The sequence below is a fragment of the Pseudomonas sp. PDM13 genome (genome assembly GCF_025685765.1).
GTDB lineage: Bacteria > Pseudomonadota > Gammaproteobacteria > Pseudomonadales > Pseudomonadaceae > Metapseudomonas > Metapseudomonas solani.
Genome location: NZ_JAOTQU010000027.1, coordinates 57,666 through 74,881, shown reverse-complemented (window position 1 = coordinate 74,881; position 17,216 = coordinate 57,666). Strand labels below are relative to the sequence as shown.

The window sequence follows — 17,216 nt, the reverse complement described above, 5'->3', positions numbered from 1 at the left end:
CGGCGCGGCCGTCGTGCCGGGCGCGCCCCTTCGTTTCAACGAACCCCGAATTCAAGCCGCATCAGGCAGGACGACAACATGATGGACGCCTTCGAACTCCCCAGCACCCTGGTCCAGGCCCTGCAGCGCCGCGCTGCCGAGCAGCCGGAACGCATCGCCCTGCGTTTTCTCGAGGACGAAGGCGACGGCGTGGTCATCAGCTACCGGGAGCTGGACCAGCGTGCCCGCGTGATTGCCGCCGCCCTGCAGGCGGAAGCGGAGTTCGGCGACCGCGCGGTGCTGCTGTTCGACAGCGGCCCGGATTACGTCGCGGCGTTCTTCGGCTGCCTCTACGCCGGCGTCATCGCCGTGCCGGCCTACCCGCCGGAGTCCGCACGCCGCCATCACCAGCTGCGCCTGCTGTCGATCATCGACGACGCCGAGCCGGCCCTGGTGCTGACCAGCGCCGCCCTGCGCGAACCCCTGCAGCAGATGAACCAGGAGCTCGGCGCCGCCGGCCCGGCGCTGCTCTGTGTCGACGGCCTGCAACCCGAGCTGGCTGCTGCCTGGCGCGAACCGGTGCTGGCCGCCGACGACATCGCCTTCCTGCAATACACCTCCGGCTCCACCTCGCTGCCCAAGGGCGTGCAGGTGAGCCACGGCAACCTGGTGGCCAACGAACTGCTGATCCGCCGCGGCTTCGGCATCGGTGCCGACGACGTCATCGTCAGCTGGCTGCCGCTCTACCACGACATGGGCCTGATCGGCGGCCTGCTGCAACCCATCTTCAGCGGCGTGCCCTGCGTGCTCATGTCGCCGCGCTACTTCCTCGAACGCCCGGTGCGCTGGCTGGAAGCCATCGCCCAATACGGCGGTACCGTCAGCGGCGGCCCCGACTTCGCCTACCGCCTGTGCTGCGAGCGGGTCAGCGCGGCGGCCCTGGCGCGCCTCGACCTCAGCGGCTGGCGCGTGGCCTTCTCCGGCTCCGAGCCGATCCGCCAGGACAGCCTCGAACGCTTCGCCGGCAAGTTCGCCGCCTGCGGCTTCGACGCCGCCAGCTTCCTCGCCTGCTACGGCCTGGCCGAGGCCACCCTGTTCGTTACCGGCGGTGTGCGCGGCCAGGGCATTCCCGCCCTTGGCGTGGACGGCGCCGCGCTGGCGCAGAACCGCATCGAACCAGGCGCCGACAGCCTGCTGCTGAGCTGCGGCTTCGGCCAGCCCGAGCACGCCGTGATGATCGTCGAGCCGGCCACCGGCGCCGCCCTCGGCGAGAACCAGGTGGGCGAGATCTGGGCCAGCGGGCCGAGCATCGCCCACGGCTACTGGCGCAACCCGGAAGCCACCGCCAAGGCCTTCGTCGACCGCGACGGCACCAGCTGGCTGCGCACCGGCGACCTGGGCTTCAAGCGCGACGGCGAGCTGTTCGTCAGCGGCCGCCTCAAGGACATGCTCATCGTCCGTGGCCACAACCTCTACCCGCAGGACATCGAGCGCACCGTCGAGACCGAGGTGGAGCTGGTGCGCAAGGGCCGCGTCGCCGCCTTCGCCGTCGAACAGGACGGCGAGGAGGGCATCGGCATCGCCGTGGAGATCGGCCGCAGCGTGCAGAAGGCCCACGCGCCGGAAACCCTGATCCGTATGATCCGCCAGGCCGTGGCGGAAGCTTGCCAGGAGGCGCCGCGCGTGGTGGTGCTGCTCAACCCCGGTGCGCTACCCAAGACCTCCAGCGGCAAGCTGCAACGCTCCGCCTGCCGCAGTGGCCTGGAAGACGGCAGCCTAGACGCCTACGCCTGCTTCCCCGCCATCGACTCCAGCGCTGCATCCACCGCCCCGGCCGAAGCCGCCGGCGAGCTGCAACAGCGCATCGCCGCGCTCTGGGCCGAGCAGTTGCAGGTGCCGGCAGTGAATGCCGACGACAGCTTCTTCCTGCTCGGCGGCAACTCCATCGGCGCCGCCCAGGTGATGGCGCGCCTGCGTGACGAGCTGGGTCTGGAGCTGGAACTGCGCCAGCTCTTCGAAGCCCGCTCCCTGGCCGAATTCACCGCTGCCGTGCAGGCCCAGCAGGCCGCCGGTGCACCGCGCCAGGGCGCCATCCCGCGCCTGCCGCGCAACCAGGACCTGCCGCAATCCCCCGCGCAGAACCGCCTCTGGTTCCTCTGGCAGCTGGACCCGCAAGGCGCTGCCTACAACATCCCCGGCGGCCTGCGCCTGCGTGGCGAGCTGGACGAAGGCGCCGTGCTGCGTAGCTTCCAGCAACTGGTGCAGCGCCATGAAGCGCTGCGCACGCGCTTCCTCGAACGGGACGACGTCGCCCTGCAACGCATCCTGCCGTCCCTGGAGCTGAGCCTGTCGCGCATCGACCTCAGCCACCTCGACGGCGCCGAACGCGATGCCCGTGTCGCCCAGCTGCGTGAAGAGGAAGCCCAGGTGCCCTTCGACCTGGAGCAGGGGCCGCTGCTGCGCCTGACCCTGGTGCGCCTGGACGATGAACAGCACCAGCTGTGGCTGACCCTGCACCACATAGTCGCTGACGGCTGGTCGCTGAACCTGCTGCTGGACGAATTCTCCCGCCTCTACGGCGCCGCCTGCGGTGGCCCCGCAGCGGACCTGGTGCCACTGCCCCTGGGCTACGCCGACTTCGCCGCATGGCAGCGCCAGTGGCTGGCCGACGGCGAGGCCGAGCGCCAGCTGGCCTGGTGGCGCGAGCAACTGGGCGACGAGGCCCCGGCCCTGCAACTGGCCACCGATCGCCCGCGCGGCGCTCAGCGCAGCCACGCCGCTGCGCGCCACAGCCTGCGCCTGGACGACGACCTGGCCAAGGCCCTGCGTGGGCTGGCCCAGGCCGAGCATTCCACCCTCTTCATGGTGCTGCTGGCGGCCTTCCAGGGCCTGCTGTTCCGCCTCAGCGGGCAGGCGGACATCCGCATCGGCGTGCCCGGCGCCAACCGCCAGCGCCTGGAAACCCAGGGCCTGGTGGGCTTCTTCATCAACACCCTGGTGCTGCGTGGCCAGCTCGATGGCCGCCGCACCTTCAGTGCACTGCTGGCCGAGGCCCGCGAGGCCGCCCTCGGCGCCCAGGCGCACCAGGACCTGCCCTTCGATCGCCTGGTGGACGCCCTCGGCGCCGAGCCATTCCAGGTCATGTTCAACCACCAGCAGCGTGACCTCTCGGCGCTGCGTCGCCTGCCCGGCCTGCTCGCCGACGAGCTGCCCTGGCACAGCCGCGAGGCCAAGTTCGACCTGCAGTTGCACAGCGAGGAAGATGCCCGTGGCCGCCTGACCCTGGCCTTCGACTACGCCGCCGAGCTGTTCGACGCCGGCAGCGTGCGTCGCCTGGCCGAGCGCTTCGTCAGCCTGCTGCGCCAGATTGCCGAGCAACCGTCGCAGGCCCTGGGTGATATCCAGTTGCTGGACGACGCCGAGCGCAGCCAACTGGCCGGCTGGGCGCGCGCACCCCAGCCTGCAGCCACGCGCTGGTTGCCGGACCTGCTGGAGCAGCAAGCTGCCACCGCCCCGCAACGTGTCGTGCTGCAGTGGGCCAAGGGGCAACTGGACAGCGCCACGCTGCACCGTCGCGCCAACCGCCTGGCCCACCGCCTGCAAGCCCTCGGCGTCGGCCCCGACGTGCCGGTGGCCATCGCCGCCGAGCGCTCGCCCGAACTGCTGGTCGGCCTGCTGGCCATCATCAAGGCCGGCGGCGCCTACGTGCCGCTGGACGTCGACTACCCCCGCGACCGCATCGCCTACATGCTGCAGGACTGCGGCGCGCGCCTGCTGCTGACCCAATCGCACCTGGTGGAGCGCCTGCCCATCCACGATGGCGTCAGCGCCATCGCCCTGGATCGCGAGGAGGGCGGCTGGCCCGAGCGCGCGCCGACCTCCGGCGTGCACGGCGACAACCTCGCCTATGTCATCTACACCTCCGGTTCCACCGGCCAGCCCAAGGGCGTCGGCAACACCCACGCCGCCCTGGCCGAACGCCTGGCCTGGATGCAGGCGCACTACCGCCTGGACGCCAGCGACGTGCTGCTGCAAAAGGCGCCAGTAAGCTTCGACGTTTCCGTCTGGGAATGCTTCTGGCCGCTGATCACCGAGGCACGCCTGGTACTGGCCGCGCCCGGCGAGCACCGTGACCCGCGCCGCCTGGTGCAACTGGTGCGCGAGCACGGCGTGACCACGCTGCACTTCGTGCCGCCGCTGCTGCAGCTGTTCATCGAAGAGGAGGGAGTCAGCGAGTGCACCTCCCTGCGTCGCCTGTTCTCCGGTGGCGAAGCGCTGCCCGCGGCCCTGCGCGACCGGGTGCTGCAGCGCCTGCCGGCGGTACGCCTGGACAACCGCTACGGCCCCACCGAAACCGCCATCAACGTCACCCACTGGCAATGCCGGGTCGAAGACGGCGAGCGCTCGCCCATCGGCCAGCCCCTGGGTAATGTCCTCTGCCACGTACTGGATGCCGAACTCTCGGCATTGCCGGTCGGCGTGCCGGGCGAGCTGTGCATCGGTGGCGCGGGCCTCGCCCGGGGCTACCTGGGCCGCGCGGCGCTGACCGCGGAACGCTTCGTGCCCGACCCCTTCGGCGAGCCGGGCGCACGTCTGTACCGCACCGGTGACCGTGCTCGCTGGGGCACCGATGGCGCCCTGGAGTACCTTGGCCGCCTCGACAGCCAGGTGAAGCTGCGCGGCTTCCGCGTCGAACCCGAGGAGATCCGCGCCCGCCTGCTGGCCCAACCCGGTGTCGGCCAGGCGGTGGTGGTATTGCGCGACGGCCCCGGCGGCCCGCGCCTGGTGGGTTACTACTGCGCCAATGGCGCTGCTGAAGATGAAGCGCAGCAGACCGAACGCCTGCTGCAGTCTCTGCGCGACGAGCTGCCGGACTACATGGTGCCGGCGCAACTGATGCGCCTGGAAAGCCTGCCCGTCGGCCCCAGCGGCAAGCTGGACCGCCGCGCGCTGCCCGAGCCGGCCTGGCAGCAGGCCGAGCACCGCGAACCCGCCAGCGCACTGGAGCAACGGGTCGCCGCCATCTGGCGCGAGGTGCTGGGCATCCAGCGCCTGGGCCTGGACGACGACTTCTTCGCCCTCGGCGGCCACTCGCTGCTGGCCACCCAGATCGTTTCCCGCACCCGCCAGGCCTGCGACGTCGAGCTGCCGCTGCGCGCGCTGTTCGAAGCCAGCACCCTGGAAGGCTTCTGCACCGAGGTGGCGCGCATCCAGGCCAGCGGCCAGGTGGACAGCCAGGGCGTGATCGCCCATATCGACCGCAGCCGCCCGGTGCCGCTGTCCTACTCCCAGCAGCGCATGTGGTTCCTCTGGCAGCTGGAGCCGGACAGCCCCGCCTACAACGTCGGCGGGCTGGCGCGCCTCAGCGGCCCGCTGGATGTAGCCCGCTTCGAAGCCGCGTTGCAGGCCCTGGTACAGCGCCACGAAACCCTGCGCACCACCTTCCCCAGCGAGAACGGCGTGGCCCGCCAGCAGGTGGCCGAGCAATCGTCCCTGGTGATGGGCTGGGAGGATTTCTCCGCCCTCGATGCCGACACCCGCCAGGCCCGCCTGCAGGCCCTGGCCGATGACGAGGCCCACCGCCCGTTCGACCTGGAGACCGGCCCGCTGCTGCGGGTGGTGATGGTCAAGGGCGGCGAGCGCGAGCACCACCTGGTGGTGACCCTGCACCACATCGTCACCGAAGGCTGGGCGATGGACATCTTCGCCCGCGAGCTGGGCGCGCTCTACGAAGCCTTCCTCGATGACCGCGAATCGCCCCTGGCGCCGTTGCCGGTGCAGTACCTCGACTACAGCGCCTGGCAGCGCCAGTGGCTGGAGGCCGGCGAACGCCAGCGCCAGCTGGACTACTGGACGGCCCAGCTGGGCCACGAGCACCCGCTGCTGGAGTTGCCCTCGGATCGCCCACGCCCGCCGGCCCAGAGCCACCGCGGCGAGCTGTACCGCTTCGACCTGCCGGCTGCACTGGCCGAGCGTGTGCGTGCTTTCAATGCAGATAACGGCCTGACCCTGTTCATGACCATGACCGCCACCCTGGCCGCGTTGCTGCACCGCTACAGCGGCCAGCAGGACCTGCGCATCGGCGCGCCGGTGGCCAACCGCATCCGCCCGGAAAGCGAAGGGCTGATCGGCGCCTTCCTCAACACCCAGGTGCTGCGTTGCCAGCTCGACGGGCAGATGAGCGTCGCCGCGCTGCTGGAGCAGGTGCGCCACACCGTGATCGAAGGCCAGTCGCACCAGGACCTGCCTTTCGACCAGCTCGTCGAAGCCTTGCAGCCGCCGCGCAGCAGCGCCTACAACCCGCTGTTCCAGGTGATGTGCAACGTGCAGCGCTGGGAGTTCCAGCAAACCCGCGAGCTGGCCGGGATGACGGTGGAGTACATCGCCAACGACGCCCGCGCCACCAAGTTCGACTTGAACCTGGAGGTCACCGACCTCGACCATCGCCTCGGCTGCTGCTTCACCTACAGCTCCGACCTGTTCGACGAGCCGCGCATCGCGCGCATGGCCACCCACCTGTGCAACCTGCTGGAAGCGTTGCTGGGCGACCCCGAACAGCGCCTCGCCGAGCTGCCGCTGCTGAGTGACGACGAGCGCCTGGCGCAGCTCGCCAGCCTGGGCGAAGAGCCCGGCGAGCACCGCCTCGACGGCAGCATCCATCATCTCTTCGCCGAGCAGGCCGCGCGTACGCCCACGGCGCCGGCGCTGACCTTCGCCGGCGAAACCCTCGACTACGCCACCCTGGACGCCCGCGCCAACCGCCTGGCCCACCTGCTGCGCGAGCGCGGCGTCGGCCCCGAGATGCGCGTCGGCCTGGCCCTGGAGCGTTCGGCGGCGATGGTGGTCGGCCTGCTGGCCATCCTCAAGGCCGGCGGCGCCTACGTGCCGCTGGACCCGGAATACCCCACCGAACGCCTGCACTACATGATCGAAGACAGTGGCATCGTCCTGCTGCTGGGCCAGGCTGCGCTGTTCGACACCCTCGGTGAACTGCCGGCCGGCGTCGGCCGCTGGTGCCTGGAGGAGGACGAGGCCGCGCTGGCCGGCTACCCCGCCCACGCACCGGTCGACCTCGCGCTGCCGCAACACCAGGCGTACCTCATCTACACCTCCGGCTCCACCGGCAAGCCCAAGGGCGTGGCCGTCAGCCACGGCGAGATCGCCATGCACTGCCAGGCGGTGATCCGTCGCTTCGGCATGCGCGCCGACGACTGCGAGCTGCACTTCTATTCCATCAACTTCGACGCCGCCAGCGAACGCCTGCTGACGCCGCTGCTGTGTGGCGCGCGCCTGGTGCTGCGGGCCCAGGGCCAATGGGGCGCCGAGGACATCTGCCAACTGATCCGCGAGCAGGGCGTGACCATCCTAGGCTTCACCCCCAGCTACGGCAGCCAGCTGGCCCAGTGGCTCGGCGCGCGGGGCGAGACCCTGCCGGTGCGCCTGGTGATCACCGGAGGCGAGGCGCTGACCGCCGAGCACCTGCAGCGCATCCGCGCGGGCTTCGCGCCCCAGGCCTTCTTCAACGCCTACGGCCCCACCGAGACGGTGGTCATGCCCCTGGCCGCCCTGGCCCCGGCGCAGCTGGAGGAGGGCGCCGCCAGCGTGCCCATCGGCCGCATGGTCGGTGCGCGGGTGGCCTGCATCCTCGACGCCGACCTGGCCCTGGTGCCACCCGGCGCCATCGGCGAACTCTATGTCGGCGGCGCCGGGCTCGCCCGTGGCTACCACCAGCGCCCGGGCCTCACCGCCGAGCGCTTCGTGCCCAACCCCTTCGCCACCGACGGCGGGCGCCTCTATCGCACCGGCGACCTGGTGCGCCAGCGCGACGATGGCCAGCTGGAATACCTCGGCCGCATCGACCAACAGGTGAAGGTGCGCGGCTTCCGCATCGAGCTGGGCGAGATCGAAGCACGCCTGCTGGAACACCCGGCAGTGCGCGAAACCGTGGTGCTGGCCCTGGACAGCCCGAGCGGCAAGCAACTGGCCGGCTACGTGGCCTGTGCCGCCGCAGAAGGGGGCGCCGATGCGCAACAGGCGCTGCGCGAAACCCTCAAGGCGCACCTGCGCACCCAGTTGCCGGAGCACATGGTGCCCGCGCACCTGGTGCTGCTCGCCAGCCTGCCGCTGACCCCCAACGGCAAGCTCGACCGCCGCGCGCTGCCCGCACCGGACCCGGAGCACAACCGCCAGCAGTACCTGGCACCGACCAGCGAGCTGGAGCAAAGCCTGGCCGCCATCTGGCGCGAGGTGCTCAACGTCGAGCAGGTCGGGCTCGCCGACAACTTCTTCGAGCTGGGCGGAGATTCCATCCTCTCGATCCAGGTGGTCAGCCGTGCCCGCCAGCAGGGCATCCACTTCAGCCCGCGCGACCTGTTCCAGCACCAGACGGTGCAGACCCTGGCCGCCGTCGCCCGCCGCGAGGCGCTGACGCAGGTGGATCAGGGCCCGGTGACCGGCAGCATGCCGCTGACGCCCATCCAGCACTGGTTCTTCCAGCAGGCGCCGGAGAACGTCGCCCACTGGAACCAGTCGCTGCTGCTGGAAGCCGGCGAGCGCCTGGAGGCGGGGCATCTGGAGCAAGCCCTGCAGTGCCTGGTGGAACACCACGACGCCCTGCGCCTGTCCTTCAGCCGTGACGGCGACACCTGGCACGCCGAGCACCGCGCCCCCGCCAGCGAGGCCGACGGCCTGCTGTGGCAGGCACAGGTGGACGATTTCGCCGAGGCGGAAACCCTGCTGGCCGATGCCCAGCGCAGCCTCGACCTGGCTCAGGGCCCGCTGCTGCGTGCCCTGCTGCTGGAAGGCCCGGACGGGCGCCAGAAACTGCTGCTGGCCATCCACCACCTGGTGGTGGACGGCGTCTCCTGGCGCGTGCTGCTGGAAGACCTGCAAACCGCCTATCGCCAACTGCAGGCCGGGCAAGCCCTGGTGCTCCCGGCGCGTACCAGTGCCTTCAAACACTGGGGCGAACGCCTCGCGGCCTATGCCGGCAGCGAACCCCTGCGCGAGGAACTGGGCTGGTGGCAGGCGCAGCTCGGCGGCCAGGACGCGACGCTGCCCTGCGACCGCAACGCTGAACAGGACCTGGAGCGCGATGCCCAGCGCATCACCCTGCGCCTGGATGCCGAGCGCACCCGCCAACTGCTGCAACAGGCGCCCGCCGCCTACCGCACCCGCGTCGACGACCTGCTGCTCACCGCCCTGGCCCGTGTGCTGTGCCGCTGGGATTCGCGTGATTCGGTGCTCGTGCAACTGGAAGGCCATGGCCGCGAACCGCTGTTCGACGACATCGACCTCAGCCGCACCGTCGGCTGGTTCACCAGTGCCTATGCGCTGCGCCTGGCGCCCGCCGACGGGCTCGGTGCCTCCATCAAGGCGATCAAGGAGCAGCTGCGCCAGGTGCCCCACAAAGGCCTCGGCTTCGGCGTGCTGCGCTACTTGGCCGACCCGGCCGCCCGTGCCGCCATGGCTGCGCTGCCACCGGCGCGCATCACCTTCAACTACCTGGGCCAGTTCGATGGCAGCTTCGCCGAGGGCGCGCTGCTGCGCCCGCTGGAGGAAAGCGCCGGCCCGGCCCACGACGCCGACGCCACGCTGCCCAACTGGCTGAGCGTGGACGGCCAGGTGTTCGGCGGCGAACTGCTGCTCAACTGGACCTACAGCCAGGCGCGCTACGACCGTGCCACGGTGCAGGGCCTGGGTGAGGCCTTCATCGCCGAGCTGCAGGCGCTCATCGCCCATTGCCTGGAGGAGGGCGCCGGTGGCCCGACTCCATCGGACTTCCCCCTGGCGAACCTGAGCCAGGAGCAGATCGACCAACTGCCGGTGCCGGCCGCCGCCATCGACGACATCTACCCGCTGACGCCGATGCAGGAAGGGCTGCTGCTGCACACCCTACTGGAGCCGGGCACCGGCATCTACTACATGCAGGACCGCTACCGCATCAACAGTGCCCTGGACGTCGAGCGCTTCACCCGCGCCTGGCGCGCCGTGGTGGCGAGGCACGAAGCGCTGCGCGCGTCCTTCGTGTGGAACGCCGGCGAAACCATGCTGCAGGTGATCCACAAACCCGGCGCCACCGAGGTGGACCTGCTGGACTGGAGCAACCTCCCCGAAGAGGGCCATGAGGAGCGCCTGCAGGCGCTGCACCGTACGGAGCGCGAGGCCGGCTTCGACCTGCTGCACCAGCCGCCCTTCCACCTGCGCCTGATCCGCCTGGGTGAGGCGCGCTACTGGTTCATGATGAGCAACCACCACATCCTCATCGACGCCTGGTGCCGTGGCCTGCTGATGAGCGACTTCTTCGAGGTCTACGCCGCCCTGGGCGAGGGCCGTGAGCCGCAACTGCCGCTGGCGCCGCGCTACCGCGACTACATCGGCTGGCTGCAGCGCCAGGATCTGGGCCAGTCCCGCGCCTGGTGGCAGGGCAACCTGGCCGGCTTCGAACGCACCACGCACCTGCCGAGCGACCGGCCGATCCTCCGCGAGCACGCCAACGACAGCGGCGGCATGCAGGTGGGCGACCGCATCACCCGCCTGGACGCAGCCGACGGCGCGCGGCTGCGGGAACTGGCGCAGCGTCACCAGCTCACCATCAACACCCTGGCCCAGGCCGCCTGGGCCCTGGTGCTGGCGCGCTACAGCGGCGAGCGCGACCTGGTGTTCGGCGTCACCGTGGCCGGGCGCCCGGTGGGCCTGCCGGAGATGCAGCGCACCGTCGGCCTGTTCATCAACAGCATCGCCCTGCGGGTGAAGCTGCCCGCGCCGGGCCAGCGCCTGAGCGTGCGCGACTGGCTGCAGGGGCTGCTGGCCAGCAACCTGGAACTGCGCGAGCACGAATACCTGCCGCTGGTGGCCATCCAGGAATGCAGCGAGCTGCCCAAGGGCCAGCCGCTGTTCGACAGCCTCTTCGTGTTCGAGAACGCGCCGGTGGAAGTCGCGGTGCTGGACCGTGCGCAGAGCCTCTCCGCCAGCTCGGATTCCGGCCGCACCCACACCAACTTCCCGCTCACCGTGGTCTGCTACCCGGGCGATGACCTGGGCCTGCACCTGTCCTACGACCAGCGCTATTTCGAGGAAGCGACCATCGACCGCCTGCTGGGCGAGTTCAAGCGCCTGCTGCTGGCCCTCGGCGAACGCATCGAAGGCGACATGAGCGAGCTGCCGTTGCTGGGCGAGGCCGAGCGCGAGCTGCTGCTCAACGGCGTCAACCACAGCGCCCGCGATTACCCGTTGGAGCAGGGCTACGTGCGCCTGTTCGAGGCCCGCGTCGCCGCCCACCCAGAGCGCATCGCCGCCCGCTGCCTCGACCGCCAGTGGAGCTACGCCGAGCTGAACCGCCACGCCAACCGCCTGGGCCACGCCCTGGGCACCGCCGGCGTCGGCCTCGACCAGCCGGTGGCGCTGCTGGGTGAACGGGGGCTCGACCTGCTGGGCATGATGGTCGGCACCTTCAAGGCCGGTGCCGGCTACCTGCCGCTGGACCCGGCACTGCCCACTCCGCGCCTGACGCGCATCCTCGAGCTCAGCCGTGCCCCGGCGCTGGTGGCCACCCGTGCCTGCCGCGACCAGGTGATGGTGTTGCTGGAAGAGCTCGGCAGTGGCCACCGTCCACGCCTGCTGGTGTGGGAGGACGTGCTGCAGGGTGCCTGGCCGGAACAGGACCTGGGCATCCACAGCGGCCCGGCCAACCTCGCCTACGTCATCTACACCTCCGGCTCCACCGGCCTGCCCAAGGGCGTGATGGTCGAGCAGGCCGGCATGCTCAACAACCAGCTGAGCAAGGTGCCGTACCTGGATCTCACCGAGGCGGACGTGATCGCCCAGACCGCCTCGCAGAGCTTCGATATCTCGGTCTGGCAGTTCCTCGCCGCACCGCTGTTCGGCGCCTGTACCGAGATCGTCCCCAACGCCATCGCCCACGACCCGCAGGCGTTGCTGGCCCATGTGCGTGAGCGCGGCATCACGGTGCTGGAAAGCGTGCCCTCGCTGATCCAGGGCATGCTCGCCGAGGACCGTGCCGTACTCGGCGCCCTGCGCTGGATGCTGCCCACCGGTGAAGCCATGCCGCCGGAGCTGGCGCGCCAGTGGCTGGAGCGCTACCCGCAGGTGGGACTGGTCAACGCCTACGGCCCGGCCGAGTGCTCGGACGACGTGGCCTTCTTCCGCGTCGACGCGGCCTCCACCGCAGGCACCTACCTGCCCATCGGCAGCCCCACCGACAACAACCGCCTGTACCTGCTGGACGACGCCTTCGAACTGGCACCCCTGGGCGCCGTGGGCGAACTCTGCGTCGCCGGCACCGGCGTCGGCCGTGGCTACGTCGGCGACCCGCTGCGCACCGCCCAGGCCTTCGTGCCCAATCCCTTCGGCGCGCCGGGCGAACGCCTCTACCGCACCGGCGACCTGGCCCGCCGCCGCGCCGACGGCGTGCTGGAATACGTCGGCCGCGTCGACCACCAGGTGAAGATCCGCGGCTACCGCATCGAGCTGGGCGAGATCGAAGCCCGCCTGTTCGAGCGCCCCGACGTGCGCGACGCCGCCGTCAGCGTGCAGGAAGGCCCCACCGGCAAATACCTGGTGGGCTACCTGGTGCCGCGCGAGGCCGAGCGTTTCGCCAGCGCCAGCTCGCCGGCCAGCCGCCTGGCGGAAGAGGGCGCCTGGTTCGAAGTCATCAAGCAGCAGCTGCGCAGCGACCTGCCGGACTACATGGTGCCGCTGCACTGGCTGCTGCTCGATCGCCTGCCGCTGAACGCCAACGGCAAGCTCGACCGCAAGGCCCTGCCTCCCCTGGAATTCGGCCCGCTGCAGGCCCAGGACTACCTGGCCCCGCGCAGCGAACTGGAAACCACCCTGGCCGGCATCTGGGCCGAGGTGCTCAAGGTCGAGCGGGTGGGCGTGCGCGACAACTTCTTCGAACTCGGCGGCCACTCCCTGCTCGCCACCCAGATCGCCTCCCGCGTGCAGAAAACCCTGCAACGCAACGTGCCCCTGCGGGCCATGTTCGAGTGCAGCACGGTGGAGGAACTGGCGAGCTACATCGAGTCGCTGGAAGGCAGCGTCGTCACCGAAGAAAAGGCCGCGCGCCTGGAAGACCTGATGGCCAAGCTGGAGATGCTGTAACAGAGGCGGGGCACGCGGAGCGGGGAGGGCTTCGCGTGTGCCGGCTGGATGGGCGGGTGCACGGTATTTTCAGAAAATACCTGAACGCCCGCACATAAACGGCTGATAAACCGCTTAAGAAGAACGTGCTAGCGCCGATAGCAGGGGACGGCCCTGCGTCCGTGCCCAGTCAATTGCCGACTGGATGCCGACGGACCCTGTGGCCACCTCTCTATCTGCACTTTTTGAGCGAGTTCCTCCATGCGAACCCTGAAATTCAGCCACAAGATCATGGTGGCAGCCTCCCTGGTGGTGATCGCTGCCTTCGCGTCCTTCGCGCTGTACAACGACTACCTGCAGCGGAACGCCATCCGCCAGAACCTTGCCAACTACCTCAACGATGTGGGCCAGGTCTCCACGGGCAACATCCAGCACTGGCTGGTGGGCCGCATGCAATTGCTGGAGAACCTGGCCGAGTCCATCGAGGACGACGCCAGCGAGGCCGCCTTGGCCAAGAGCCTGCAGCACCGCAGCATCGCCTCCGCCTTCCTCTATGCGTACTACGGCCAGGCGAGCGGCACCTACACCCAGTTCCCGCCCAGCGAACTGCCCGCCGGCTACGACCCGCGCCAGCGGCCCTGGTACAAGCAGGCGGCGCAGACCAGCGGTCCCGGCCTGACCGAGCCCTACCTGGCCGCCGACCCGCGCGACGGCCTGCTGATCACCATCACCCGGCCGGTGAATGCCTCGGGCACCCTGCAGGGCGTCGTCGGCGGTGACCTCAAGCTGAAGACGGTCGACGAGATCCTCAACTCCTTCGACCTGGGCGGCATGGGCTACGCCTTCCTGGTGGACGACAAGGGCACGGTGCTGGTCCACCCCGACCAGCAGTTGGTCCTGAAGAAGCTGCCGGACCTGTTCGCCGGCACCGCGCCGCGCCTGGAGTCCGCCCTGCAGAGCGTGAACGACCGCAACGGCGAGGCGCGGATCGTGACCTTCCTGCCGGTGGAAGGGCTGGCCGGGGTGCGCTGGTACGTGGGCCTGTCCGTCGATGAGTCCAAGGCCTTCGCCGCCCTGCAGGAGTTCCGCGTTTCCGCCCTGATGTCCACCATCATCGGCGTGGTCGCCATCCTCCTGCTGCTGGGCGGGCTGATCCGCATCCTGCTGCGCCCGCTGCACGTGATGAGCCACGCCATGAGCGGCATCGCCGAGGGCGAGGGCGACCTGACCCAGCGCCTGTTGATCGACTCCCGTGACGAGTTCGGCGAACTGGCCGATGCCTTCAACCGCTTCGTCGAGCGCATCCACAAATCGATCCGCGAAGTGGCCTCCGCCACGCGCGAAGTGCACGAGCGGGTGAGCACCGTGGTGCAGGCGTCGAACGCCTCCATGACCAACTCCAGCGAGCAGGCCGCCCGCACCGACAGCGTGGCCGCCGCCATCAACGAACTGGGCGCTGCTGCCCAGGAGATCGCCCGCAACGCCGCCGACGCCTCGGAGCAGGCCAGCGACGCCCGCCGCGATGCCGAGGAAGGGCAGGGCATGGTCGAGCGCACCCTGGTGGCGATGGGCGAGCTGTCGGAGAAGATCCAGGCGTCCAGCAACCACATCGAAGTGCTCAGCCAGAAGAGCAACGACATCGGCCAGATCCTCGACGTGATCAAGGGCATCTCCGAGCAGACCAACCTGCTGGCACTCAACGCCGCCATCGAAGCCGCCCGCGCCGGCGAGGCAGGACGCGGCTTCGCCGTGGTGGCCGACGAAGTGCGCAACCTGGCCCAGCGCACCCAGAGCTCGGCCCTGGAGATCCAGCAGATGATCGAACAGCTGCAGACCGGCGCCCGCGAAGCCGTGGCGACCATGGGCGAAAGCCGCCACTTCAGCGACGACAGCGTGCGCATCGGTGGCCAGGCCGGCGAAAACCTGCGCGGCGTCACCCGCCGCATCGGCGAGATCGACGGCATGAACCAGTCCGTGGCCACCGCCACCGAGGAACAGACCTCGGTGATCGAAAGCCTGAACATGGACATCACCGAGATCAACGTCCTCAACCAGGACGGCGTGCACAACCTGCAGGCCAGCCTGAAGGCCTGTACCGAGCTGGATCAGCAGGTCAGCCGGCTCAAGCAACTGGTGGATACGTTCAGGATCTGATGGGGCGGTACCGTTCTTTCCTGGCCTGAGTGGATGCCGACTCAACGCGGATAGACATCTGCCGCGATGTGGTCATGGCCCAGGCCAGAGAACCCTTGCCTGAACCCGTAGGGCTTGACGCGACGGACCGGCTGGATGCCGGTCTGCCGCTTCGCTGATCGAGGCGGAACGCGCGGTGTCGCGCTCCGCAGCCCTCTGTATCTAAAAGCCCCTGCAATACCGAAGAAAAAGCCGTGTGCCCTGGCGACCCGAGATGACCTGTTCCAGCGTCTCTTCCGCCTGGGTCAGCCCCCGTGCCAGCAGTGACAGCAGGCAATGCAGGTTTGCGCAGTCTGGCCCGTGGGTATCGGCGTCGAGGAGCAACCCCAGCAGCAACTCCAGGGCGCCGCTCACCCGAGCCAGTTCGTGGCCGACACCGGGCAGGCGTGCCAGCTCCACGCGGATGGCATGCAGTTCATCGAGCCGTGTATCGAAATCATTGGATCGGAGCAGGGCGCTGTCGGCGCGCGCAACGGTTCGAGGTGGTCTTGCAGATCGTCCAGACGCCTAAGCGTTCAGCTGAGCATGGTGAAACTCCTAAGTTGCAGCGTGCTCCCCGACACTCAAACGTCATTGGGGTGACCGTCCCCTGGAATGGCCCCGCGCCAGGCATGCTTGAAAGGCTCTGGAATGGGGTTTTCAAGTAGAGTTTGTGGAATTTTAGGGTTCCCTGAACGGCTTCACAAAATCTTCATCGGGCCAATTGACGCTGATCTGTCAAAGGCGTTTTCTACGTCATCTCCCCGGAAGCCGACAGGATCGTCGGCGAACATTCCGCTTCAAGGATGAGTATGCCTACCCAAACGCTGTCTCCAGTAAATATCAATACCTGCATCGGCTCAATTAAGTTGATGTGCTCCGTCTCGTTATTTTTTGTGATGGCTGAGATGTGCTCTGGCGTCGGGTCTATATATCTTTAGTTTTTCACGGAGTTACTCCATTGGGCTGGTATGTCGGTGTTGCTTGTGATTTGAGATAAAGCGACTCATCTGTTTCATATGTTGCGCTCCAAGCTAGACATGATTAGGTGATTATTTGGGGGGTTTATGTGCTGCGTAAAATTGCTGCGAATGAGTTTTTCTGTCTTCTTCTTTTTCGTACTTGGAGGGGCAGGTTCTGCGTTTTCAAATGAAGATGCCGTACTGGCTGAGAAATTCCCCGTATGCGAAAAGAACGTCCCGGTAGAGTGGGTAAGCCGGGAAAGAGCTATTGGTTTGACGGCGTATTCACTAGTAAACGGTTCTGGAGAAAAAAGAGATGTTAAGGCCATGGTCTATTTGGATAGAAATTATCCAAAAATTGATTATGGTGGGATTGATCGTAATGAAAATCCATTGACCAAATGGGAAGAAGTCTCAGAGGAAATATCCATTTTGAGAAAAGGGCAGGGTGGGATAGAGGTCTCGAGTGATCAGAAAGACTTTATTCGCTTCTGGGATTTTTTACCTTTTGAGCGAAATGATGGTGCTCTCACTTTTAAAAAAAATGGGCGCACTCTGTTGATTTATCGAAATATCTGGGAATTTGATGAAAGCCTGGCTGGTTATTCTAAGGTTGTGTGTTTGGCGTACCCTGGAGGTTTCAAGGCTCTTCTCTTGGAAATGCCGCGGACAGTCAATGTATATGGAGAAAAAGAGCTATTGAGCCATTACAAGGATGTTGTTGGGTCGCTATCGGAAAATTCAGAGAAAATTTGGGAGAGTGACTTTAGAGAATCATCTGTTATGGATTTGAATGATGATGGGGTCGATGATTATCCATCTTTAGGCATTTACTCCATCAAGGGGGGGTATCGTTCTGTTGCCTATTTTTTAAGGATGGCTGATGTGGTCGAAGGATGTGTTGACCTTGTTGAGGATTCATTTTTCATAACTACTGATGGTAGTGATTATTTTTTGAATGGGACTTGCAGCTTGAAAAAGCTTACACGGAGAGGTAACTAA

The 17,216-nt window shown here is 67.7% G+C and carries 4 protein-coding genes and 1 pseudogene; 4 read left to right on the top strand and 1 reads right to left on the bottom strand.

Going from position 1 to position 17,216, the window contains the following annotated elements:
* Positions 1 to 78 precede the first annotated feature (78 nt).
* The 3 genes and pseudogenes from OEJ36_RS24470 (at position 79) to OEJ36_RS30725 (ending at position 15,234) form a co-directional block, all read left to right on the top strand.
* A complete protein-coding gene (locus OEJ36_RS24470; RefSeq protein ID WP_263403731.1) occupies positions 79 to 13,101 on the top strand; it encodes a non-ribosomal peptide synthase/polyketide synthase in 13,023 nt (4,340 codons plus the stop codon).
* A 240-nt stretch (positions 13,102 to 13,341) separates the two neighbouring features.
* Positions 13,342 to 14,376 (top strand): annotated as a pseudogene (locus OEJ36_RS30730) (cache domain-containing protein); the annotation flags it as partial.
* Between the two features lie 93 nt (positions 14,377 to 14,469).
* Entirely contained in the window at positions 14,470 to 15,234 is a 765-nt protein-coding gene (locus OEJ36_RS30725; protein ID WP_371320986.1) for a methyl-accepting chemotaxis protein, read from the top strand.
* A gap of 201 nt (positions 15,235 to 15,435) precedes the next feature.
* On the opposite strand, the gene OEJ36_RS24460 is transcribed toward OEJ36_RS30725, so the two are convergent.
* On the bottom strand, positions 15,436 to 15,672 hold the full coding sequence (locus OEJ36_RS24460) for a DUF1484 family protein (RefSeq protein ID WP_263403729.1): 237 nt from the start codon (positions 15,670 to 15,672) through the stop codon (positions 15,436 to 15,438).
* A 671-nt stretch (positions 15,673 to 16,343) separates the two neighbouring features.
* Here OEJ36_RS24460 and OEJ36_RS24455 point away from each other — a divergent pair.
* Entirely contained in the window at positions 16,344 to 17,216 is an 873-nt protein-coding gene (locus tag OEJ36_RS24455; RefSeq protein WP_263403728.1) for a hypothetical protein, read from the top strand.

What these genes read in the sequence shown, in the direction of transcription:
- OEJ36_RS24455 (WP_263403728.1), top strand. Translation starts at nt 16,344, where the DNA reads ATGAGTTTTTCTGTCTTCTTCTTTTTCGTACTTGGAGGGGCAGGTTCT.
- OEJ36_RS24470 (WP_263403731.1), top strand. Translation starts at nt 79, where the DNA reads ATGATGGACGCCTTCGAACTCCCCAGCACCCTGGTCCAGGCCCTGCAG.
- OEJ36_RS30725 (WP_371320986.1), top strand. Translation starts at nt 14,470, where the DNA reads ATGACCAACTCCAGCGAGCAGGCCGCCCGCACCGACAGCGTGGCCGCC.